Source organism: Tenacibaculum finnmarkense, from assembly GCF_900239185.1.
Lineage (GTDB): Bacteria > Bacteroidota > Bacteroidia > Flavobacteriales > Flavobacteriaceae > Polaribacter > Polaribacter finnmarkensis.
This window is the reverse complement of the sequence record NZ_OENA01000080.1, coordinates 33,577-57,009: the sequence shown is the minus strand read 5'-3', so window position 1 is coordinate 57,009 and position 23,433 is coordinate 33,577. Positions and strand designations below refer to the sequence as shown.

Sequence of the window (23,433 nt, the reverse complement as noted above, 5' to 3'; positions counted from 1 at the left end):
TTTTATAAATAAGATTTAAGATAGTAAGATAGAATTGGAATGCTTAAAAATGCAAGCACAAAACTAATATTTAGTATTTTTAATAAAAAGGTGTAATTAGATGTTGTTGATGCGCCTAATAAATAGTAATAAAAAAACAACCTGTAAAAAACTGTTAAAGAAAGTATTAGTAGGCGTACGTAGAGGTTTTCAATATATAAAAAAGGAATTAACAATAAGCTAAAACAAGTAATAATAGTGATGATTATCGCTGTTTTTTTCGCTCTATTCCTTCCTAATAAAAAAGGCAAGGTTTCATTTTTACTTTTACGATCGTAATTAATGATATCAATAATAATTCCTCTAACAATATTGGTTAAAAAAGCGCTAATAATATATATTGAAAGAATAATTTGTAGTTTAAAAAACAAATCTAATTGAGTTGTTGAGCTAATATTTATAGGTCTGTCTAACCAGCAAACAAACAACACAAAGAAAGACCGTAAAAAAGGTCTTGATATGTTGCTCATAAATGTTTTTTCAATAATTTTTTTAGAATAGCGAATAATTATTGAAAAGAAAATTAAAAACAAAAAGCTATAACTCGGTCTTTCAATTTTAAAACATAAAAAGCTGCTTAAAATCAAGCCTAAAACACCAAAAATAATAGCGTATTTTTTCGAATAAGGTAAAAAAAGATTGGCTTTACCAAGTTGTTTTCCTTTGTAAAAAACAACTAAATAACTAGAGGCTATTAGTAAGAGTAGTGCGCTTGTTAAAATAGCAGCATCAAAAAAAGAAAGTATTGTTTCAAAACCGTAACCGTATAAAAAACAATACTTAAACAAGAAAAATACAATCGCAAAGTATAAAAGCAGTTTCCAGCGAATTACCTTAAGCAATGTACTTATCATAGTTCTTCATTTTAATTAAAATCTTTTTTAATACGCGCTAAATCTTTTTTATTATCACGGTCTTTCATTGCTTGACGTTTATCGTGGGTCTTTTTTCCTCTAGCTAAAGCGATGTCTAATTTTGCCCATCCATTATTATTGATAAATAATTTTAACGGAACAATGGTATTTCCTTTAGCTTCGACTTCGCGAGCTAATTTTTTTAATTCGTTTTTATTTAACAATAAACGACGTTCACTTGTTGTTTTATGGTTAAAATGATTTCCAAAGGAATATTCTTCGATATACATATTAACCACAAAAAGCTCTCCTTGCTCATTAAATTCACAAAAGCTTTCGGTTATTCGAGCCTTACTAAGTCGTATTGATTTAATTTCAGTACCTGTAAGCTGAATTCCTGCGGTATATTTATCGATTATCTCGTATTCAAAACGAGCCTTTTTATTCTGTATGTTGATTTTTTTTTGCATAATAATGCAAATATAACGATATAATCTATATAATTTTTAGGCTTTTTTTAGCAGTGCAATGCACAAGTACTAGGCTTGTTGTGTAAAATAAATTTAGCAAACTATGATTTTAGTCATTTATTATAGTTCTTTGATGAGGTAGTTTTGCGGTATATTATTAAAATAATTAATCATGAAAAAAGTTTTTTTAAGTATTGCTTTAGGAGTATTATTTTTTACCAATGTAAATAATGCAAATGCTCAAGAAAGTTCAAAGGAGGGTTTAAAAAACACTACAAAAACGGACAAAAAATGGCAAGCTCGTTTCAGATGGGTTAGTGTATTACCAAACGAATCGGCAACTATTAGCACTATAGGAGGCGATGTCGATATTACACAAAGTTTTATTCCTGAATTAGATTTTACGTATTTTTTTACCGAAAATATTGCGGCAGAATTAATTCTAGGAACAACACCACACGATGTTAAAGCAACAGGAACAAGCTTAGGGAATGTAAATTTAGGTGATGTTTGGTTATTGCTTCCAACATTAACGGTTCAGTATCATTTTACAGGATTGAATAAATTCAGACCGTACGTAGGAGCAGGGGTAAATTACACTATTTTTTACGATGCAAATCCAGGAGCTGTTGTTGATTACGATAACGCCTTCGGATACGCTGCTCAATTAGGTTTCGATTATGATTTAAACGACACTTGGTTTTTAAATGTTGATTTGATGCAAAATATATCGGTTTAAGTACTGATGTTACTGTAGATGCAGGAATTGCTACGGTAACTGCCGATGTTGATATCAATCCTATTTTAGTAGGTTTTGGTGTTGGTATGAGATTTTAATATAAAATCATTCAAAACAAAAAAATAAAGCGAGAAAAAAATTGCAAAAGAAAAGGAAAAGTTAATTGTTTAGTAAGAAAAAGATAAACAAACAACAAAAAAAGAGCTACCCGAAAAAGGTAGCTCTTTTGATTTTAGCACTAAATTTAATTAAACAGTAGTTTCTTCTTTAAGAGCTTTATTTTTAACAGTTTGATTTCTAAAAACCAAAGCACCATCAAAAGCATCTAATAAAATAATGCTATCGGTCGTAATATTTCCTGATAGTATTTCTTTGGATAATTGATTCAATACTTCTTTTTGAATCACACGTTTTACAGGACGTGCACCAAACTCTGGCTGATAGCCCTTTTTAGCCAAATATGCAATAGCAGCATCAGTAGCATCTAAGGTGATATGTTGTTCGGCGATCATTTTTTTAACACCGTTTAATTGTATGCGTACAATTTGTTTAATATCTTGTTCTGACAGTGGCGTAAATAAAATGATATCATCAATTCTATTGATAAACTCAGGACGTACTGTTTGTTTTAATAATCCTAAAACTTCCGTTTTAGCAAGTTCCATTGTTGCATCAACATCATCTTTTAAAATATCAAAACCTTCAAACTTTTCTTGAATAAGATGACTTCCCATATTAGAGGTCATAATAATGATGGTGTTTTTAAAATCAGCGACACGTCCTTTATTATCCGTTAATCTTCCTTCATCTAAAACTTGAAGTAAAACATTAAAAGTATCAGGATGCGCTTTTTCAATTTCATCTAACAAAACAACAGAGTAGGGTTTTCTACGAACTGCTTCTGTTAATTGTCCGCCTTCATCATAACCAACGTATCCAGGAGGCGCTCCAACTAATCTACTCACAGAATGACGTTCTTGGTATTCACTCATATCAATACGAGTCATCGCATTTTCATCATCAAATAAATAATCGGCTAAGGCTTTTGCTAATTCTGTTTTTCCGACTCCTGTAGTTCCTAAGAATAAAAAGCTTCCTAAAGGTTTGTTAGGGTTTTGTAAACCAGCTCTTGAACGACGCACAGCGTCTGAAACCGCTACAATAGCTTCTTCTTGTCCTACAACACGTTTATGTAATTCGTCTTCTAGTTTTAATAATTTTTCACGTTCTGACTGAATCATTTTCGTAACAGGAACGCCAGTCCATTTAGCTACAACTTCGGCAATATCATCATAAGTAACCTCTTCTTTAATTAAAGAATTTTCACGTTGATTCTCTAAAGCCTCTTGTTGAACTTCTAATAATTTTTGAGCTTCTTTTATTTTACCGTATCTTAATTCTGCTACTTTACCGTAATCACCGTTACGTTCGGCTTTATCAGCTTCAATTGTATAATTTTCAATATCTATTTTTAACTGCTGAACAGTATCTACAACGGCTTTTTCTGATAACCATTTCGCACTTATTTCATTACGTTCTTCTTTAAGATTAGCAACATCTTCATTTAAAGATTTTAATTTAACAACATCATTTTCACGTTTAATTGCTTCAATTTCAATCTCTATCTGCATTATTTTACGATCAAGAATATCTAAGTTTTCTGGCTTAGAATTCATTTCCATTCGTAATTTAGCAGCTGCTTCATCCATTAAATCAATGGCTTTATCTGGCAAAAAACGATTTGTTATATAACGTTGCGATAATTCAATTCAACCGCCCCAATAATAGCTTCATCTTTAATACGTACTTTGTGATGTGCTTCGTATTTCTCTTTAATTCCTCGAAGGATAGAAATAGCGCTTTCGGTATCAGGCTCATCAACAATTACCTTTTGAAAACGACGCTCTAAAGCTTTATCTTTTTCAAAATATTTTTGATATTCATCTAAAGTAGTCGCACCGATAGCTCGTAATTCACCACGGGCTAGGGCGGGTTTTAAAATATTAGCCACATCCATAGCGCCGTCACCGCCACCCGCACCAACTAAGGTATGAATTTCATCGATAAATAAAACGATATTTCCGTCTGATGAGGTAACCTCTTTTACTACGGATTTTAAACGTTCTTCAAATTCTCCTTTGTATTTTGCACCTGCAATTAACGCCCCCATATCTAAAGAATAAATTACTTTATCTTTTAAATTATCAGGAACATCGCCACGGATAATTCTATGTGCTAAACCTTCTGCAATCGCTGTTTTACCTGTTCCTGGTTCACCAACTAATAGGGGGTTATTTTTTGTTCTTCGAGATAAAATCTGCAATAATCTTCGGATTTCTTCGTCACGCCCAATTACAGGATCTAACTTTCCGTTTTGTGCTAACTTATTTAAGTTATTTGCAAATTTATTTAATGAATTATAGGTTTCCTCAGCACTTTGAGAAGTAACACGTTCACCTTTTCGTAATTCATCAATGGTTGCTGTTAAGCTTTTTTCAGTAACACCTTGGTCTTTTAAAACCTGGGCGATTTGACTTGTTGATTTGAAAATAGCTAAAATTAAATGCTCAATAGAAACATACTCATCGGTCATTTTTTTAGCAATAATTGATGCTTCATTTAAGGCTTTATTCGCTTGTCGAGAAAGCATTAATTCGCCGCCAGAAACTTTAGGAAATCCTTCTAATTGTTTGTCTAAAATTTGCTGTAAAACACTAATATTAATATTCAGCTTCTTTAAAATAAAAGGCAATACGTTTTGATCTACCGAAAATAAGGCTTTAAAAATATGCTCGTTTTCTAATTGCTGATGTCCATATTCTTGCGCTATCTGCTGCGCCTGCTGTATGGTTTCTTGTGATTTTGTTGTATAATTATTCAAGTTCATAATTTAAAATTATTTAACTAGTTAACTTTTTCATTTTTTACGTTACTTCAAGTGACTAAAGGCAAAAGTAGTACCAAGTAGACCAAGTAGTGCTAAAGGGGGTGTTTTTAATATTTTTACATTGATTTACATCAAAATAAAGACAAGAAGTCATACAAAACCCTTTAAAAAGCTTATTTAGTTTGTTTTTAATGACTTTTTGACAGTTTATTAGAGTTGATTAACCATCATAAAAAACCTGTTTTAAGACCCCTAACTATTTTATATCGTATATTTACCTGCTTAAAAAATAAAAACCACACAAAAAATGGGAATACTTAACACAATATTTGGCGGTACTAAAGATACGAATAGTTCAGAGGATAAAACATTTATTAATTGGATTCCGTTAATCGCTTTATCGCAACTAGAAGACATAAAAAAACAATCACAAAAAGAACCGATTGCTATTTTTAAACATTCCACAAGATGTAGTATTAGTAGTGTAGCAAAGAGTCGTTTTGAAAAGAGTTTTGATGAGTCTTTAAAAGATTTTAAAGTGTATTACCTTGATTTGATTTCTTATAGAGAAATTTCGAACGAAATAGGAATTCAATTTCAGGTAGAACATCAATCACCTCAACTCTTAATTATTCAAAAAGAAGCAGTCGTAGCCCATGCTTCTCATTATGAAATTGCTCAAATTGATTTGACAAAATTCTAAAAAACATAGTGGTTTTATCAAAACTTACTTAAATACGTCGTATTTTTGCCTATTCGAAAAAAGTATAAAAAAGCATAAAATTGAGCAACGAAAACACACCTCCACAAGAAACCAAAGGAAAAAACTTATACGATTATCAAAAAGAAGCACTCTTTAAAATTTTCAAATGTTTTGAAAATGCTCCTGAAAATTTTCATCTATTATATCAACTACCAACAGGTGGAGGTAAAACAGTAATATTTTCAGAAATTACCCGTCAGTTTATAAAACATTATCAGAAAAAAGTACTGATAATGACTCACCGTATTGAATTATGCAAGCAAACAGCAAAAATGCTTGGCGAATTTGGCGTAGATAATAAAATTATTGATAGTAAAGCCGATTTAGATGACCAAGACAAATACGATTGTTTCGTTGCAATGGTAGAAACGCTAAACAATCGTTTAAACGACGAAATGTTAGATATTTCTGATGTAGGTTTGGTTATTATTGATGAAGCGCATTATAATTCATTTACCAAATTATTTAAGTTTTTTGATAAATCGTTTGTTTTAGGAGTTACCGCAACGCCTTTGAGTTCGAATATCAAATTGCCTATGAAAGACAATTATGATGATTTAATTGCAGGCGAAAGTATTGGAACTTTAATTCAAAATGAATATTTAGCAAGAGCAAATGTTTTTTCTTATAATGTTGGTTTAACATCTTTAGAAATAGGAGCAAACGGAGATTATACTGTAAAATCATCCGAAGATTTATATACCAATACCGACATGTTATCAAAGCTTTTACAAGCTTACGAAGAACGTGCAAAAGGAACAAAAACGTTGATTTTTAATAACGGAATTAACACCTCGTTACACGTATATGATACCTTTAAAAAAGCAGGTTATGATATTGCGCATTTAGACAACACCAATACTAAAAAAGAGCGTGACGGTATTTTAAAATGGTTTCATGAAACACCAAATGCCATTATCACCTCGGTAAGTATTTTAACGACTGGTTTTGATGAACCTTCGGTAAAATCTATTATTTTAAATAGGGCTACAAAATCATTAACATTGTATTATCAGATGATTGGTAGGGGATCTCGTATTTTTAAAGGGAAATCTACGTTTAATGTGATTGACCTCGGAAATAATTTTCATCGTTTTGGTCCTTGGGGAGCTGATTTAGATTGGCACAAAATGTTTAGAGCACCTAATTTTTATTTAGATAATTTATTGTCAGATGAAGAAATAGAAAATGAATTTAGATATGAATTGCCTACAAATATTAGAGAAGAATTTTCAAAAACTGAAGATGTCTATTTTGATGTAAAAAAAGTATATATTGATGTTATACAGGCAGGGCAATCGTCTAAAAAAGTATTGGAAAAATCAATAGAGCATCATGCAAGAATTTGCATCGAAAATAGTGAAGATGTTTTTGATGCCTTAATTTTAGCTAGAAAATTAGGGGGTGAAATTGATGATAGAATTCACCGATATTCGAAATGTATTTGTAAATCTACCCATAATTTTATCGATTGGTTACGAGATGATTATCGAAAGAAATTAAATGCCTATTTACGTGCTAATTTTGATGTCGTTTATGAAGAAATTTTTGGACATCCACCAATTGAAGAAGAAGAGGAAGACGACGAGGACGAAGAATAATAGTAGAAAACAGAAAAGACTATTCAAGTTTTAAGTAATAAATATAAAAAAAAGCCATTTCAATACGAAATGGCTTTTTTATGCTCTAAATAATAAAATTAAAATTTTGATAAATCTCTAAAATTTCTCTAAATCTCTAAAATTCAATAGCTGGTAAAACTTTACCTGTACATTCTCCAAAACCAATGCGAACCTCATCATTTTTAGAATATCCACGCATAATAACAGTATCGTGATCGTTTATAAATTTACGCTCTGAATCATCATTCATTTTTAATGGATTTTGTCCTCGCCAAGTTAACTCTAACATAGAACCAAAGCTATCTTTGGTAGGTCCTGAAATAGTTCCTGAACCCATCATATCACCCGCATTTATAGGACAACCGTTTATGGTATGATGCGCTAATTGTTGCGCCATAGTCCAATACATATATTTAAAATTCGAGTTACAAACGACCGTTTCTTCTTTTCCTTCAGGCTGAATCGCCATCTGTAAATTGATATCAAAACTATCTTTTCCTTCTTTTTTCAAATACGGTAAAGGTTCATGTACTTGCTTTGGGTTATCAACTCTAAAAGGCGATAAGGCATCTAAAGTAACAATCCAAGGAGAAATAGTAGAAGCAAAGCTCTTTCCTAAAAACGGCCCTAAAGGAACATACTCCCAAGCCTGTATATCACGAGCAGACCAATCGTTAAATAAAACCAATCCGAAAATATATTCATCAGCATCTTGAATAGGAATTCTATCACCTAAATCATTTGCCACTGTAGTAATAAAAGCCATTTCTAATTCAAAATCTAACAATTTTGAAGCCCCAAAATTTGGCGTTGTAGATCCTTCGCTAGGTCTTTGTTGCCCAACAGGACGACGTACAGGAGTTCCTGAAGGAATAATAGATGAACTTCTACCGTGGTAGCCAATAGGAATATGTAGCCAGTTTGGTAATAAGGCATTTTCAGGATCACGAAATAAAGACCCTACATTGGTTGCGTGTTCTTTGCTTGCATAAAAATCAGTATAATCACCAACAGCTACGGGAAGTTGCATTTCAACATCTTCCATTTTAAAAATAATATCCTTTTTATGTTCCGAGTTTTCTTGTAAATCAATAGTGTTTACATCAAAAATATCGGCAATTTTATTACGAACCAAGCGCCAAGTTTTACGCCCATCAGCAATAAAATCATTTAAAGTGTCTTGTAAAAAAATATCATCGGTTAAAGGAATTTCCTTAAAATAACCTAACTGATGCAAGGCACCTAAATCAATAGCGAAATCACCAATTCTAGTTCCTATTGTTATAATGTCTTCCTTAGTTATAAAGACTCCAAAAGGAATGTTTTGTATGGGGAAATCAGAATTTTCATCTACATGTATCCAAGATTTTCTATTCGGATTATTTGCTGTTATTTTCATTGAATATCTGTATTTATTTTACATCAAACCTACATATTTTTTCAGTTAAAACCAATAGTCATCTTGTAAAAAAACAATAAAAAAGTTAAAATAATACAAATGATGTCAATATAGTATTCGTTAACTTCTTGCGTATGTGCTTGTTTTAAAATAGATAACAATTGCCTAAACTTTCCATAATAAAATTATTACATTTGGATTATTATATAACAAATTATATCACAAAAGATAAAAAAGATAAGATGCAAAAAGATCATCAAATATTCGATTTAATTCAAGAAGAAAAAGAACGTCAACTAAATGGTTTAGAATTGATTGCTTCTGAAAACTTTGTAAGTGAACAAGTAATGGAAGCGCAAGGTTCTATTTTAACTAATAAATATGCAGAAGGATACCCGGGTAAACGTTACTACGGTGGGTGTGAAGTGGTTGATATTGTAGAGCAAATTGCTATTGACAGAGCTAAAGAATTATTTGGCGCTGAATATGTAAATGTACAGCCACATTCAGGATCGCAAGCAAACACGGCTGTTTTTGCGGCATGTTTAAAGCCTGGAGATACTATTTTAGGTTTTGATTTATCGCACGGTGGGCATTTAACACACGGATCATCAGTAAATTTTTCTGGTAAATTATACAACCCTGTTTTTTATGGTGTTGATAAAGAAACTGGTAAAATTGATTACAAGCATTTAGAAGCACAAGCAAAAGAGCACAAGCCAAAATTAATTATCGCAGGAGCTTCGGCATATTCTCGTGATATGGATTTTGCTAAATTTAGAGAAATTGCAGATAGCGTTGGTGCTGTTTTAATGGCAGATATTTCTCATCCTGCAGGTTTAATTGCCAAAGGAATTTTATCTGACCCATTACCACATTGTCATATTGTTACCTCAACAACTCATAAAACTTTACGTGGTCCACGTGGAGGAATTATTATGATTGGTAAAGATTTTGAAAATCCTTTTGGATTAAAATTAAAATCAGGGAAGTTAAAGAAAATGTCAACATTGATAAATTCTGCAGTTTTCCCAGGAAATCAAGGAGGACCTTTAGAGCACGTTATTGCAGCTAAAGCAGTGGCTTTTGGTGAAGCTTTAACTGATGAATTTTTAGAATATCAACTACAAGTAAAAGAAAATGCCAAAGCTATGGCAGCAGCTTTTGTAGCTAAAGGATATGATATTATTTCTGGAGGAACAGACAATCACATGATGTTGATTGATTTACGTAACAAAAATATTACAGGAAAAGACGCTGAAATCGCTTTAGGAAAAGCAGATATTACGGTAAACAAAAATATGGTTCCTTTTGATACAGAATCTCCTTTTGTAACTTCAGGAATTCGTATTGGAACACCTGCAATTACCACCCGTGGATTGCAAGAAGAAGATATGCAAACTGTTGTTGATTTAATTGATGATGCTATTAAAAACGCTTCTGATGAAGATAAATTAGGGCAAATAGCTGAGCAAGTACAAGACTTAATGCAGCACCGTAGATTATTTATTATGTAATTTAAATTTATCACACTAAATAATTATATATTCTACAAAAAGCACCTTAATTAAATTTGAGGTGCTTTTTTACATTAATTTTGTTTCTGAATTTCAGCTAACTAATTCATCTAATAAAAATAACGCTAAAAATTTAAAATTTTATCAATATGAATGATATTTATGTAATAGCCACCGTACTAATTTTTTTATCCGCAGTATTCGGATATATCAATGTGCGGTTTTTAAAACTCCCAAATACGATTGGGTTAATGATTTTAACTATCTTATTCACCTTCGGTGTTCTTTTGTGGTCTAATATAGATCCGACATTATTAAACTTCGAGAAATCCATTATTTCAAAAATAGATTTCAAAACCTTGCTTTTAGATGAAATGCTAAGTTTCTTACTTTTCGCAGGAGCATTACACACCAATTTTGATCAACTTAAAATACAACGAAGACCCATTTTATTGTTTTCAACATTAGGGGTTTTAACATCTACGTTTTTAGTAGGTATCGCCATGTATTTTGGTCTACAACTGATCAGTTTAGAGGTTAGTTTTATCAATTGTTTACTGTTCGGAGCATTAATTTCACCAACCGATCCGATTGCGGTTTTAGGAATCTTAAAAAAAGCAGGAGTTCCTAAAAAATTAGAAACAAAAATTGTTGGGGAGTCTTTATTTAATGATGGTGTAGGTGTTGTTATCTTTTTAACAATCTTTAAAATTGCCGAATCAGGAACCGCAAATGTAAGTGCATTAGATGTAGCGCAACTTTTCGGACAGGAAGTAATAGGAGGTATTGGAATTGGGCTTATTTTAGGTTGGGTTACTTACCAATTATTAAAATCTATTGATGATTTTGATATTGAAGTAATTATCACCTTAGCCACTGTAATGGGCGGAACTGTTTTATGTCATAAATTTCATTTATCAGCGCCTTTGGCAATGGTAACTGCGGGTTTAATTGTAGGAAACGACACGGTAAGAGCACATTCAATGTCGGAAACTACCGAGAAATATGTAGATAAATTCTGGGAATTAATAGATATTTTATTAAACGCTATTTTATTTGTATTGATAGGAATGGAAATGTTAGTTTTAGCCATAGAAGGAAAGTTTGTGTTGGCTGGTTTATTAGCAATTCCTATTTGTTTGATATGCCGTTATGCGTCGTTATTTTTGCCGATAAAAATATTCGAAAAGAAACTAGATTTCGTAAAAAACACCGATGTTATTATGACTTGGGGAGGTTTGCGAGGTGGAATTTCAATCGCTTTAGCTTTAGGATTATCTGCAAGTATGGAAAGAGAATTATTTTTAGTAATTACTTACATTGTGGTGGTTTTTTCTATAATCGCACAGGGTTTAACCGTAGATAAATTAGTGAAGCGATTGAAGGAGTAAGTAATTTTATTGATTATTATTGGGTAGAGACGCGATTTATTTATCGCGTCTTTTTTTGTGGTTATTTATATAATATTGATATCAAATTCGATATAAAAATAAAAATTGATGATGATAAAATTATAACTATGTTATATATATGTTGTATATATTATGGGAGACGCGATAAATCGCGTCTGTACACTACGCGCGGTATCAAACAACCCCATGCAAAAGCAAAATGATGATAACCTATCTGTTTTGAAAAATAAAACCCTATTTTTGGCATCTATACTATTATATTTTACAAAACATGATATCAAAAATTATATTTACTAAAATTTTAGGCTGGAAATTTAACGGCGAATTCCCTAAAGAACTCAATAAATACGTGTTAATTGGCGCACCTCATACCAGTTGGCAAGATTTTATGGTTGGGTTGTTTTCAAAAAATATTACCCGTACAAAACTTAATTTCGCAGGTAAAAAATCATTATTTAAACCGCCTTTTGGCTTGTTTTTTAAAGCAGTTGGTGGAGTTCCTATCGACAGAAGCAAAAGCGCCAACGTGGTAGATGCTATTATTGATGTTTTTAATACAAAAGAGGAGTTCAGATTGGCAATATCGCCAGAAGGAACAAGGCAGTTTGTAGAAAAATGGAAAACAGGTTTTTATTATATCGCACAAGGGGCAAACGTGCCAATTGTAATGCTTGGTTTCGACTTTGAAAATAAGGAAGTAAAGCTATCAAAACCTTTTTATACCACAGGCGATATAAAAGCCGATTTCGAGCATTTTTATCAATTTTATAAAAATATTAAAGGCGAAAACCCTGAATTATTTAATAATAAATCTTTTATATAATTTCTGATACAAGAAAACTAGCATAAAAAGAAGTGTATTTGCTGTAAAGAGTGATTATCTTTGCAAAAAAATATATTTTTATGCCAAAACAATTTTCAGATTTAGGAATTAATCAACAATTACAACAGGGTTTAGTTGCTTTAAAAATTACGGTACCTACAGATGTACAAGAAAAAACGATCCCTGTTATTCTAAATCAAAAAGAAGATGTTGTTGTTTTAGCAAAAACAGGAACAGGTAAAACTGCTGCTTTTGGACTGCCTTTATTGCAATCTATTGATATCGAAAACACCAGCGTACAAACTTTAATTTTAGCACCTACAAGAGAGCTAGGACAGCAGATTCATGCAAATTTAGTATCTTTTGCTACCAATATGCCTGAAATAAGCATCGCTTCTGTATGTGGAGGAATTCCTATAAAACCTCAAATGGAGCGTTTAAAAGAAACCACACATATTGTCGTGGCAACACCAGGTCGTTTGGTCGATTTAGTAAAGCGTGGTGCTATCAATATTAAAGAAGTAAAATATTTTGTCTTAGATGAAGCTGATGAAATGGTAAGTGCTTTAAAAGAAGAGGTAGATACTATTATTAAAGGAATTCCAAATGCAAAAAACAGAAGAACTTTATTGTTTACAGCAACCATGTCGGGAGCTATAAAGCAGTTGGTTCAAAATTATATGTCTAAAAATGTTGTAAATATCCAAGCGGATATGACAACAGTTGGGCATCAAGGAATAGCGCATCAATATGTCGTTGTAAAGCCTATTGAAAAATTAGAAGTATTACTTCATTTTTTAAATTCGAAAGAAGGGCAGCGTGGTATTATTTTCTGTAAAACCAAGGCGGCGGTTAATAAATTAGCTAAAAACTTAGCGATTAATAAATTTTCGTCAGGGGCAATTCACGGTAGCTTAACCCAAGGAATTCGTGATCGAATTATGGGGCAATTCAGAGAAGGCTATATTGATATTTTAGTCGCTACCGATTTAGCAGCGCGTGGTATTGATGTAAAAGAGGTTTCTTATGTGGTTAATTATCATTTACCAGATACCTATGAAGCGTATGTTCACCGAAGCGGAAGAACGGCAAGAGCAGGAGCAAAGGGGCTTTCTTTAACGGTTTTACAAGAAGATGAGGTAAAAGATATTGCTGATTTCGAAAAGGAATTAGGGATTGTTTTTAAGCCTTTTAAAAAGGCAGATGCGCAAAGTATTGAAGAAAATAATGGGTTAATTTGGGCGAAAAAAATATTTAAAACCAAACCAAACCGTAATGTTTCTGAAGATTTTAAATCAAAAGTAAAAACAATTTTTCATCATTTAACAAAAGAAGAGTTGGTGGATAAAATTTTAGCAAATTACTTAGCCGAATCGAATACGATAACGCCTAAAAAGGATGCTAAAAAATAGACTTTTTTAAAACGAAAGATTACAGCAAACAAGCAGTATAATAAGTACTTGGTTTGTTATTGATTTTGTTGTTTATCAAAAATAAATGAACAAATATGTGTTATATGTGAAAATATGGTAGCATCTTTGCAAACAGACAAGTAAGTTTATAAATTATTTAATTACATTACAATGAATAAAGGAATAGTAAAATTTTTCAACGATACAAAAGGATTTGGATTTATTACAGAAGAAGGTGTTGAAAAAGACCATTTTGTACACATTTCAGGATTAATCGATGAGATTAGAGAAGGTGACCAAGTTGAATTCGATTTAGAAGAAGGAAACAAAGGACCAAATGCAGTGAACGTAAAAGTGATCTAAAAAATATATTTACCATTTTAAAGTCCATCGTCTTTGATGGACTTTTTTATTTCCTTTTTTAAGGAAAATCATTTATTTTGTTTCAAAAATGCTTCAAAATACGTTTTTTATAAAAATAAATGATAAAAATTACAGAAATTAACACAATTTAGGGTATATTGGGGCAATTGTAATGATTCCCCCTTAAAAAGGGTTTTCATATCTTATTCTAAATTAAAACTAGTAGTATAATTCTATATTAAATATTATGGCAAAATCTCAGCAATCATTTAACAAGAATGAAAAAGAGAAAAAGCGTTTAAAAAAACGTGACGATAAAAAAAAGAAAATGGATGCTCGTAAGGCAGACATAAGAGAAAATGGTCCAACAGGAATTGAATTCGCATATACAGATGCTTATGGGAATTTATCTTCAACACCTCCTGATCCAGATCAAAAACCAATTGTTATTAACGCAGAAGACATTCAAGTTAGCGTTCCTAAAACTTTAGAAGGCGATAAAGAAGCGTTTGATCCTATTAGAAAGGGAACAGTTTCGTTTTTTGATTCATCTAAAGGATTTGGTTTTATTATCGATTCAGCAGATCAAGAAAAATATTTTACACACGTAAGTGGTATTATTGATGAAATTTCTGAAAATGACAAAGTAAGTTTCGAACTTGAAAAAGGGATGAAAGGGATGAACGCAGTAAAAGTAACTTTAGTTAAATAATTTTACGTACCGCTTTCAAATTAAAAGAGATTGACCTTACAAAAGGTTAATCTCTTTTTTTGTTTTAGTGTTTCACATGCGTGTGAAAATAATTATCGTGTGAATCACATGAAAATATTGTATTATTTTTATTTTAGATTGATGCGAGGTGCAAGACGCAATAAATCGCGTCTGTACGTGCGCTTGTGAAATATTAAAATAAAAAGCAGTAATTTCGCGCCCGAATATAAATTTAAAAAAAATAAAAAAGTAGTTTGATATGAGTGAACAAAAATCAAGTGTAGATATAGCATCTTGTATCGCTACATTGCAACATTTATTAGCAGATACAAATCAGCTTTTTGAATTACCTGAACAAGAAAGAGTAGCACTTTTTAAAGCAGCAGGTGAATTAACAAGACCGAATCGTACGGAGTTTGAGCGTAGAAGAAAAGACGCGAAAAAAGCGGCAAAACGTAAAATGATTGCCAAAGATACACACGCTAGAAAAACAACAGGAATTCGTTCGGCAAGAGAATCGGCATTGTTTGTCGCTCCTAAATTATTGGCAGCTGCCGATTTATCCGAAGATACTTTAGAACTAGAATCGCCTAGAAACTGCTACGTTTGTAAAACCGTTTATACAAAACTGCATCATTTTTATGATACCATGTGTAAAGATTGTGGTGATTTAAACTATGCAAAACGTTTTCAATTAACCGATTTAACCGATCAAGTTGCGGTTATTACAGGGTCTCGATTAAAAATTGGATACCATATAACCTTAATGTTATTGCGTTCGGGAGCAAGGGTTGTTGCTACAACACGTTTTCCTGCCGATTCAGCAATTCGTTTTTCTAAAGAAGAAGATTATAAAGACTGGAGTGATCGCTTACATATTCACGGGCTTGATTTACGTCATATTCCAAGTGTAGAGATTTTCTGTAATTATATAGAGCAAAAATACGATCGATTAGATATTTTAATCAATAATGCGGCACAAACCGTAAGAAGACCTTCAGGTTTTTACTTCCATTTAATGGAAAATGAAAAGCTTCCTGTTGATAAACTTCCGAAGTTAGCCCAAAAGTTATTAAGTGATCATGTTGGCTGTTTAGAAGAGTTATCAAGCTTAAGTGTTCCTACGGATAAAACAAGTAAAAATAATGTATTGCCTGTTACTTGGCATGGTCCTGAGCCTGGAATTGGTTTGCGTAATTCAGCAGCATTATCTCAGATTCCATATAGTTTTGATAATTCGTTACAAACTGCTGAGGTTTTCCCTGAAGGCGAACTAGATGCCGATTTACAACAAGTAGATTTAAGAAAAACCAATAGCTGGCGTTTAAGATTAGGTGAAATTGAAACCACTGAAATGGTAGAAGTACAGTTAGTAAATGCTGTTGCGCCGTTTGTTTTATGTAATCGTTTGTCTAATTTAATGATGAAAGAAAACACGGGTAAAAAGCACATCATTAATGTAACTGCAATGGAAGGGAAGTTTCATCGATTTAAAAAAGTAGATAGACACCCGCACACAAATATGGCAAAAGCGGCTTTAAATATGTTAACACATACCTCAGCATCAACTTTTGCAAAGTCAGGAATTTATATGAATGCCGTGGATACTGGTTGGGTTACCGATGAAGATCCTGCGGAATTATCTAAAAAGAAAGTAGAAACACACGATTTTCAACCACCTTTAGATATTGTAGATGGTGCAGCACGTGTTATGGATCCGTTAATTGACGGTATAAATACAGGGAAACATTGGTCTGGTAAGTTCTTAAAAGATTATTTTCCTATTGATTGGTAGGCATTTTATAATTTATGGCATTATCTTTGCAATCTAGTTAGTAATTATTAAAATAAATATAGTAACATTATGAGTACAGGAACAGTAAAATTTTTCAACGACACAAAAGGATTTGGATTTATTACAGAAGAAGGAGTTGAAAAAGACCACTTTGTACACATCTCAGGATTAATCGATGAGATTAGAGAAGGTGACCAAGTTGAATTTGACTTAGAAGAAGGTAAGAAAGGACCAAATGCAGTGAACGTAAAAGTGATCTAAGCATATATCTTTAAAATTAAAAAGCCCATCATTTACTGATGGGCTTTTTTTTGTGTGTAATATTTTTTTTTGAAGCAATTTCCCGCTTTCCGCACTCGCTTTTTTTGTTTTTTAAAAGAAAAAACAAAAAAGAGCTCAAACAAAGCTTCAATCGGGGCTAAGGATTTGTACTAAAAACCAAAATACTGCTAAACTGCTAACATTTAAAACTTAAAACCAAAAAAGGCTGTCTATATAATTAGAACAGCCTTTTACTTGCTTAAAAAAATGGGGAGAGGGGGTTATTTTAAGCTATTTATTAATTTATCAGCAACTAATTCAGAAGATGCTGGATTTTGTCCTGTAATTAAATTACCATCTTGTATTGCATAAGCATTCCAATCGTCTTTTTTCGAATAGATTCCACCATTTTTAGTTAGCATATCTTCTACTAAAAAAGGAACAATATCGGTAAGCCCAACAGCTTGTTCTTCAGAATTTGTAAATCCTGTAACTTTTTTACCGTTTACCAAAGGAGTCCCATCGGCATTTTTAACTTCTTTTAAAGCCGCAGGAGCGTGGCATACAAAAGCAATCGGTTTGTTTTGATTGTTGAATTCTTCAATTAACGCTATCGAAGCAACATCTTCTGCTAAATCCCATAAAGGACCGTGTCCGCCAGGATAGAAAACAGCGTCAAAATCATCCGCATTGATCGTTGTTAATGTTTGTGTATTTTCAATTTTAGCCTTTGCAGCGTCGTCTTTATTAAAACGCTCGGTTGCTTTTGTAGCAGCATCGGGCGAATCACTACTTGGGTCAATAGGAGCAGCGCCTCCTTTTGGTGTTGCGATGGTAATTGTAGCACCTTTATCTAATAAAGCGTAATACGGAGCAGCAAATTCTTCTACCCAAAATCCTGTTTTTTTATCCGTATTCCCTAATTTATCGTGTGATGTTAAAACAAATAAGATGTTCATTTTTTTAGTTTTAGTGGTTGTTTTTTCTTCCGAAGAAATTGTTTCCGCAGAATTATTGTTTGCTGTTTTACAGCTTGATATTAAAATCATTCCAAAGATTATTGCAGAAATCATTGGAAATATAATGGCTGCTTTTTGTAGTATTTTCATCTATCAAAAATTAATACGCCATTTTTACGATTTCTTCAACGTTTTTAGGCGATAAAGATTGATGCTCTCCCAAAGCTAACCAACCACGTTCTGTAAAGCGTTTTGCGATTATTTCAGCAGTTCCTTCATAATCTTTCGTGTACTCTGATAATTTAGTATCAATACCTAATTCATGGAAAAAAGTCACTGTTTTATCAATACCAGCTTGTGCTTTTTCATCCGTAGAACCTGTGGTAACATTCCAAACACGTTCGGCATATTGTGCTAATTTTTCTTTTTTAGCTTCAAAATTAAAGGCGTAATGGCTTGGTGCAATTATTGCCAAAGTACGCGCGTGATCAATACCAAATAAAGCCGTTAATTCATGTCCGATTCCATGTACTGCCCAATCGCCAGGAACGCCTTGTTGAATTAATCCATTTAAAGCCATCGTACAACTCCACATATAATTTGCAGCGGCTTTGTAATCCGTAGGATCTTTTAAAACTTTTGGCGCAACTTCAATAATAGTTTGTAAAATGCTTTCTGCAAAACGATCTTGCAATAATCCACCTACAGGATAGGTCATATATTGTTCTAAAACGTGTGTAAATGAATCTGCTAAACCATTGGCTAATTGACGTTGTGGAATAGAGGTAATTACTTGCGGATCTAAGACTGAAAATTCAGGAAATAATCCAGGACCGCCCATGGCAAGCTTTTCTTTGGTTTCTCTTCGGGTAATTACTGCGCCAGAATTCATTTCAGAACCTGTTGCGGGCATTGTTAAAACCGTTCCAAAAGGCATTCCTTTTTCAGTTCTGATGTTATTGGTTAAAATATCCCAAGGAATTTCGCCATCATATAATGCAGCAGCCGATAAAAACTTCGTTCCATCGATAACAGAACCACCACCAACAGCTAATAAATACGTGATTTTTTCCTCTTTAATTACTTTTAAAGCGTCTAAGAGTACCGAATATTCTGGATTTGCAGGAATTCCGCCAAATTCAACAACCTCAACAGTTTTTAAGGCTTCTTTTACCTGGTTATAAACACCATTTTTTTTAATACTTCCGCCGCCAAAAAGTAGTAAAACCTTTGCATCTTTAGGGATTTGTGTTGTTATTTCTTTTATAGTATCTTTTCCAAAGATAATCTTGGTTGGATTTTTAAATTGAAAATTATTCATTATTCATTTTTTAGGGAAATTTTTTAGTTTTACTCGATTACGGTTACTAATTCATTCATCGGTTTTCTAACTTTTACTAAGTTTACCAACCAATCTTTGTCTTCGGCTCTGTATCCGATAGGCAATAAAACAGCACTGCGTAATCCTTTTTCACGTAAGTTTAAAATTTTATCAACTGCCGTAGGATCAAAACCTTCTACAGGTGTCGCATCAACTTGTTCGTAAGCGGCGGCTGTAATAGCTTGTGAAAAAGCAATATAAGCTTGTTTTGCTGCGTGATTAAAATTCTCTTCGGCATCTTTCTGCGGATAAGAGCTTAATAACATCTGACGGTAATTTTCCCAGCCTTCGTTTTTAAAACCACGGATTTCGTTTGTTAAATCGAACATATGATTAATTCTATCTTCGGTATAAGTATCCCAAGCAGCGAAAACAAGTAGGTGAGAGCAGTCAGTAATTACCGATTGATTCCAAGCGATTGGTTTAATTTGTTCTTTAATTTCCTGATTTTTAATCACAAAAATTTCGAAAGGTTGTAATCCGCTTGAGGTTGGTGCTAAACGTGCTGCTTCTAAGATACGTGCTATTTTTTCTTCGGATACTTTTTTACCGTTCATTGCTTTAGCGGCATATCTCCATTTTAATGTGTCTAATAATTCCATAATACTTGCTTTTTTTATGTTGTTATATTCTATGTTATTGTGTTTGAGGGAAACTGTCAATGTTGAGTGTCAATTGTTGAGGTAAAAAAGTTGAGCTAATCTAATAGAACAGGGGTATTTAATTTACACTTTTGCAAACCTTGATACTATTCCAAGCAGATTGATACGCTTCTTCAATATGAGTTTCATCTAAAGTAAAAACACCTCGTTTTTGAGAAATCATTAAAAAAGACAGCGGATTAATTGCATAGGCATATAATATATAATCGGACATTGGCTTGATGATTCCTTCTTTTTTACCACGATTCCAAAGATCGAGTAGTGGTTGTAAATGCTTGATTCCTTCTTGACGACTTTCTTCATCAATTACGGGAGTATTGTCGCATTGTGCTAAAAACATGGCGTTTTCACACTCTTGTAGTTTAAATTCGGCAATACGTTTCCAGATAATTTCAAAACCAGCTTCCACAGATACTTTATCGCTATAAGTTGCAAAAGCATAATCGGTATATTTTGATTTTACTTCGATGTAAGTTTGATTTACTAAATCTTGCTTGCTTTCAAAATATAAATAGATCGTTGCTGGTGATACTTTTGCCATTTTTGCAATTTTACTCATCGGAGTAGCATGAAAACCATTATTGTTTACCAACTCAATAGTTGCTTTTACAAGTGCGTTTCGTTTATCAATACTTTTTTGAAGTTTTGCCATTATATAATAATATTGTTATTCTTTCTTTTGTTTCTGATGATGCAAATATACACAATAAAAATGAATATTCATTCTTTTTTAATATGATAAGTGATAACGAAGAAAGAAATATTAAATGAAGAGAGGTTTCACGTTATTATTTACTTTCTTTAAATTAAATCGTTTTTTATACTTATATCGTTGATAGTATTAAGTTTATACTATAACAATAAGATAAAATTGCTTTTCTTTGTAATATGGCATTTTTAGGAAACGATAGTTTATCTCAGATATTACCAAATTTAATAGACCAATTTGATGCGAACCGTTTAAAGAGTGCGCATTATGAATTAAGTATTGGGGAAGAAGCTTTCGTAACGGGAGACAATTCAGATAGTAAAACAATTCTAGCAGAAAATGAAAGTATTACAATAGAACCTGGTCAATTTGCATTATTATTAACGTAAGAAAAAGTTACCATACCAAACGATAAAATAGCTTTTATTTCGATTAAAGCAGGTCAAAAATTTAAAGGGCTTGTTAATATTTCAGGTTTTCATGTTGACCCTGGTTTTGAAGGGAAACTTTTATTTTCGGTATATAATGCTGGTCCGTCAAAAATATTATTGGAACGAGGACAAAAATGTTTTCTTATTTGGTATAGCGAACTTATTGGAAATGCAAGCTATAATGGAGTACATAATAATCAAGAAAAGATTCCGATTAAGCATATCGAAAATTTGACAGGAGATTTAGCTTCACCAAATTCTGTATTAAAGAAAATTAATTCATTAGAGAGATAATATGAAAAAAGAATAACAACAGCTGAAGGGAACACTACCACGTGGCGGTGGATGTTAGGTATTTTTATTTCTTTACTTATATTTTTGAATATTAAGCAGTATTATAATTCAAATCAATTTAATTCTGGATATAAATTTGGAGTTGAAGCAAAAAGGAATGAAAATAAACAAATAATTAAGTTTGAACAAATTATTTTACGTAAATTAGATAATATAGATAAAGTAAGAGCACCACTAGAATTAGGTTTACATGAAAAATAATCTACAAAATATAAATTTATTAGATTCAACTTTTAATCAAAATGAAAAGTTGCCAAATTCTTTTGTTGTAGAATTTACTGAAATTAATAATAAGCAAAGAGAAGGGGCTGTTCGAATTACTATTGATGGAGTTCAAATAGGAGATGTTATTGATGATAATTCTTATGAAAAAGATTTTTATCGTTACCACGATGTATTTCATTATACATTTGCTACAATGCTTGATTGGTCTCCTTGTACTAGATCCATGCTTAAAAGAAAAAGGAAAAGTATTCCAATTATTGATACGTATGAAGATGGAGCAAGAGCTACTATAACAGAAGAAGCTATATCTCTAATGCTCTTTAATGAAGCTAAAAGAAAAAATCTCTTTAAAAATAAAAAGGTTAGTAAGGTTTTATTAAAGACAATAAAGCAAATGACAGAATCTTTTGAGGTAAAAGTAAAAACAAAAACTGAATGGGAAAAAGCCATCGTAAAAGGCTATAGCTTATTCAGAAAACTTATTGCTAATAAAGGCGGAAAAATAGAATTTAATTCAATAGATAGAAGAGTTGTTTTTATAGGGTAATTACTGAATAATCTATTTGTTATAAAATAAATCATTAATATAAGAACTGGCTTAATGCTAGTTCTTGTTGTTTAAACTAATAATAAAATTGGAATTAATTATAAAAAATACTGTACCAAAAAAATCTAAAGTATATGATACTTACTGGAAATTTGCGACAGAAAGACAAAATATTTTCTTTAATAAAATAAATAAAAAAGAAATATGGACTGAAGATGAAATACTAATAAAACATAAGTTTACCAATGCTTACCGTGCTTCAGATAGAGTCAGTCAATACTTAATAAAAGAAATAATTTATAATAATACTCATAGCCAAGAACCTAAAGAAGTTTTATTTAGAATATTACTTTTTAAGATATTTAATAAAATTGAAACTTGGGAGTCATTGAGTAAAAAAATTGGAGATATTTCTTTTAAAAATTACAAGTATGAGTTATATGATAAAATATTAACAGATATAATGACTTCGGGAAAAGCAATTTATTCTGGAGCATATATAATGACTTCAGGAAGAAGTACTTTTGGATATAGTAAAAAACATCGGAATCATCTTAAATTAATTGAATTTATGATGAATGATAAATTAGATGAGAAGATTAGTGAGTTAAAAAGCTTAGAAAGTTTATTTTATTTATTAAAATCCTACCCAACAATTGGAAATTTCTTAGGGTATCAATATGCGACAGACATAAACTATAGTCTTTTATGTGATTTTAATGAAATGGATTTTGTTTTCCCTGGTCCTGGAGCTCTAGATGGTATAAAAAAATGCTTTACGGATATAGGAGGCTATAGTCAATCTGATATAATAAAATATGTAACTGATAGACAAGAAAAAGAGGTTTTAAGATTAGACTTAGATTTTAAAGATTTGTGGGGCAGAAGATTACAATTAATAGATTGCCAAAATTTATTTTGTGAAGTAGATAAATATTCAAGGGTGGCTCATCCTGATATTGATGGTATATCTGGGAGAAAAAGAATAAAACAAATTTATCGACAAAAAAAGAATAATTCTATTATTAATTATTGGTACCCTCCAAAATGGAAAATAAATGATAAAATAAAAAATATTTAATTAAAATAAAATGCTA

General features: G+C 31.8%; 22 protein-coding genes and 2 pseudogenes. 16 read left to right on the top strand and 8 right to left on the bottom strand.

Annotation, left to right across the window (positions count from 1 at the left end; translation table 11 throughout):
• Window positions 1-2: 2 nt before the first annotated feature.
• Window positions 3-893 (bottom strand): hypothetical protein, encoded by an 891-nt coding sequence (locus AQ1689_RS09700; protein ID WP_145993755.1) that lies wholly within the window; start codon window positions 891-893, stop codon window positions 3-5.
• Between the two features lie 11 nt (window positions 894-904).
• Entirely contained in the window at window positions 905-1,363 is a 459-nt protein-coding gene (gene smpB / locus AQ1689_RS09695) for an SsrA-binding protein SmpB (protein ID WP_180947573.1), read from the bottom strand.
• A gap of 172 nt (window positions 1,364-1,535) precedes the next feature.
• On the opposite strand from smpB, the pseudogene AQ1689_RS09690 reads away from it, so the two are divergent.
• Window positions 1,536-2,200 (top strand): annotated as a pseudogene (locus tag AQ1689_RS09690) (OmpW/AlkL family protein).
• A 150-nt stretch (window positions 2,201-2,350) separates the two neighbouring features.
• Here the strand turns inward: AQ1689_RS09690 and clpB are convergent.
• Window positions 2,351-4,989: pseudogene (clpB, locus tag AQ1689_RS09685) on the bottom strand (ATP-dependent chaperone ClpB).
• Window positions 4,990-5,296: 307 nt separating this feature from the next.
• On the opposite strand from clpB, the gene ytxJ reads away from it, so the two are divergent.
• Together ytxJ and AQ1689_RS09675 are read left to right on the top strand one after the other, a co-directional pair.
• On the top strand, window positions 5,297-5,692 hold the full coding sequence (ytxJ, locus tag AQ1689_RS09680; protein WP_058885013.1) for a bacillithiol system redox-active protein YtxJ: 396 nt from the start codon (window positions 5,297-5,299) through the stop codon (window positions 5,690-5,692).
• Between the two features lie 80 nt (window positions 5,693-5,772).
• Window positions 5,773-7,353 (top strand): DEAD/DEAH box helicase, encoded by a 1,581-nt coding sequence (locus AQ1689_RS09675; protein ID WP_101955949.1) that lies wholly within the window; start codon window positions 5,773-5,775, stop codon window positions 7,351-7,353.
• A 136-nt stretch (window positions 7,354-7,489) separates the two neighbouring features.
• On the opposite strand, the gene fahA is transcribed toward AQ1689_RS09675, so the two are convergent.
• Window positions 7,490-8,773: a fumarylacetoacetase gene (gene fahA / locus AQ1689_RS09670; protein WP_101955948.1), complete on the bottom strand. Its 1,284-nt coding sequence runs from the start codon at window positions 8,771-8,773 to the stop codon at window positions 7,490-7,492.
• A gap of 242 nt (window positions 8,774-9,015) precedes the next feature.
• On the opposite strand from fahA, the gene glyA reads away from it, so the two are divergent.
• The 8 genes from glyA to AQ1689_RS09630 all read left to right on the top strand — a co-directional run bounded on the left by glyA (window position 9,016) and on the right by AQ1689_RS09630 (window position 17,068).
• Complete coding sequence (glyA, locus tag AQ1689_RS09665) at window positions 9,016-10,290, top strand: serine hydroxymethyltransferase (RefSeq protein ID WP_101915285.1); 1,275 nt, start codon at window positions 9,016-9,018, stop codon at window positions 10,288-10,290.
• A gap of 149 nt (window positions 10,291-10,439) precedes the next feature.
• Window positions 10,440-11,681 (top strand): cation:proton antiporter, encoded by a 1,242-nt coding sequence (locus AQ1689_RS09660; protein WP_101915217.1) that lies wholly within the window; start codon window positions 10,440-10,442, stop codon window positions 11,679-11,681.
• Window positions 11,682-11,973: 292 nt separating this feature from the next.
• Entirely contained in the window at window positions 11,974-12,525 is a 552-nt protein-coding gene (locus tag AQ1689_RS09655) for a 1-acyl-sn-glycerol-3-phosphate acyltransferase (protein WP_101915220.1), read from the top strand.
• Between the two features lie 80 nt (window positions 12,526-12,605).
• Complete coding sequence (locus tag AQ1689_RS09650) at window positions 12,606-13,937, top strand: DEAD/DEAH box helicase (protein ID WP_101915221.1); 1,332 nt, start codon at window positions 12,606-12,608, stop codon at window positions 13,935-13,937.
• Window positions 13,938-14,108: 171 nt separating this feature from the next.
• Window positions 14,109-14,300, top strand: a complete 192-nt coding sequence (locus tag AQ1689_RS09645; RefSeq protein ID WP_058885020.1) for a cold-shock protein — start codon at window positions 14,109-14,111, stop codon at window positions 14,298-14,300.
• Window positions 14,301-14,547: 247 nt separating this feature from the next.
• Window positions 14,548-15,012, top strand: coding sequence for a cold-shock protein (locus AQ1689_RS09640; RefSeq protein ID WP_101915222.1), 465 nt, complete (start codon window positions 14,548-14,550; stop codon window positions 15,010-15,012).
• Between the two features lie 259 nt (window positions 15,013-15,271).
• Complete coding sequence (locus AQ1689_RS09635; RefSeq protein ID WP_101955947.1) at window positions 15,272-16,807, top strand: SDR family NAD(P)-dependent oxidoreductase; 1,536 nt, start codon at window positions 15,272-15,274, stop codon at window positions 16,805-16,807.
• A gap of 69 nt (window positions 16,808-16,876) precedes the next feature.
• Window positions 16,877-17,068 (top strand): cold-shock protein, encoded by a 192-nt coding sequence (locus tag AQ1689_RS09630; protein WP_058885023.1) that lies wholly within the window; start codon window positions 16,877-16,879, stop codon window positions 17,066-17,068.
• Between the two features lie 281 nt (window positions 17,069-17,349).
• Here the strand turns inward: AQ1689_RS09630 and AQ1689_RS09625 are convergent, their stop codons facing one another.
• The 4 genes from AQ1689_RS09625 to AQ1689_RS09610 all read right to left on the bottom strand — a co-directional run bounded on the left by AQ1689_RS09625 (window position 17,350) and on the right by AQ1689_RS09610 (window position 20,722).
• Window positions 17,350-18,027, bottom strand: coding sequence for a type 1 glutamine amidotransferase domain-containing protein (locus AQ1689_RS09625; RefSeq protein WP_101915286.1), 678 nt, complete (start codon window positions 18,025-18,027; stop codon window positions 17,350-17,352).
• Window positions 18,028-18,187: 160 nt separating this feature from the next.
• Window positions 18,188-19,348, bottom strand: coding sequence for an iron-containing alcohol dehydrogenase (locus AQ1689_RS09620; RefSeq protein ID WP_101955946.1), 1,161 nt, complete (start codon window positions 19,346-19,348; stop codon window positions 18,188-18,190).
• 29 nt (window positions 19,349-19,377) lie between these two features.
• Window positions 19,378-20,010 carry an NAD(P)H-dependent oxidoreductase gene (locus AQ1689_RS09615; RefSeq protein WP_101955974.1) on the bottom strand — a complete coding sequence of 211 codons (633 nt, stop codon included), beginning with the start codon at window positions 20,008-20,010 and terminating at the stop codon, window positions 19,378-19,380.
• A gap of 118 nt (window positions 20,011-20,128) precedes the next feature.
• Window positions 20,129-20,722, bottom strand: coding sequence for a TetR/AcrR family transcriptional regulator (locus AQ1689_RS09610; RefSeq protein ID WP_058885026.1), 594 nt, complete (start codon window positions 20,720-20,722; stop codon window positions 20,129-20,131).
• Window positions 20,723-20,958: 236 nt separating this feature from the next.
• Here AQ1689_RS09610 and AQ1689_RS09605 point away from each other — a divergent pair, with 236 nt between their 5' ends.
• The 5 genes from AQ1689_RS09605 to AQ1689_RS09585 all read left to right on the top strand — a co-directional run bounded on the left by AQ1689_RS09605 (window position 20,959) and on the right by AQ1689_RS09585 (window position 23,417).
• Complete coding sequence (locus tag AQ1689_RS09605) at window positions 20,959-21,168, top strand: hypothetical protein (RefSeq protein ID WP_101955945.1); 210 nt, start codon at window positions 20,959-20,961, stop codon at window positions 21,166-21,168.
• A gap of 159 nt (window positions 21,169-21,327) precedes the next feature.
• The gene (locus tag AQ1689_RS09600; protein ID WP_180947571.1) at window positions 21,328-21,504 is read left to right on the top strand and encodes a hypothetical protein; all 177 of its coding nucleotides are present in this window, start codon (window positions 21,328-21,330) and stop codon (window positions 21,502-21,504) included.
• Between the two features lie 84 nt (window positions 21,505-21,588).
• Entirely contained in the window at window positions 21,589-21,765 is a 177-nt protein-coding gene (locus tag AQ1689_RS09595) for a hypothetical protein (RefSeq protein ID WP_180947570.1), read from the top strand.
• Entirely contained in the window at window positions 21,755-22,336 is a 582-nt protein-coding gene (locus AQ1689_RS09590) for a nucleotide pyrophosphohydrolase (protein WP_101955943.1), read from the top strand. Before AQ1689_RS09595 ends, AQ1689_RS09590 begins: the two co-directional genes overlap by 11 nt.
• A gap of 88 nt (window positions 22,337-22,424) precedes the next feature.
• A complete protein-coding gene (locus AQ1689_RS09585; protein WP_101955973.1) occupies window positions 22,425-23,417 on the top strand; it encodes a nucleotide kinase domain-containing protein in 993 nt (330 codons plus the stop codon).
• Window positions 23,418-23,433: the final 16 nt, after the last annotated feature.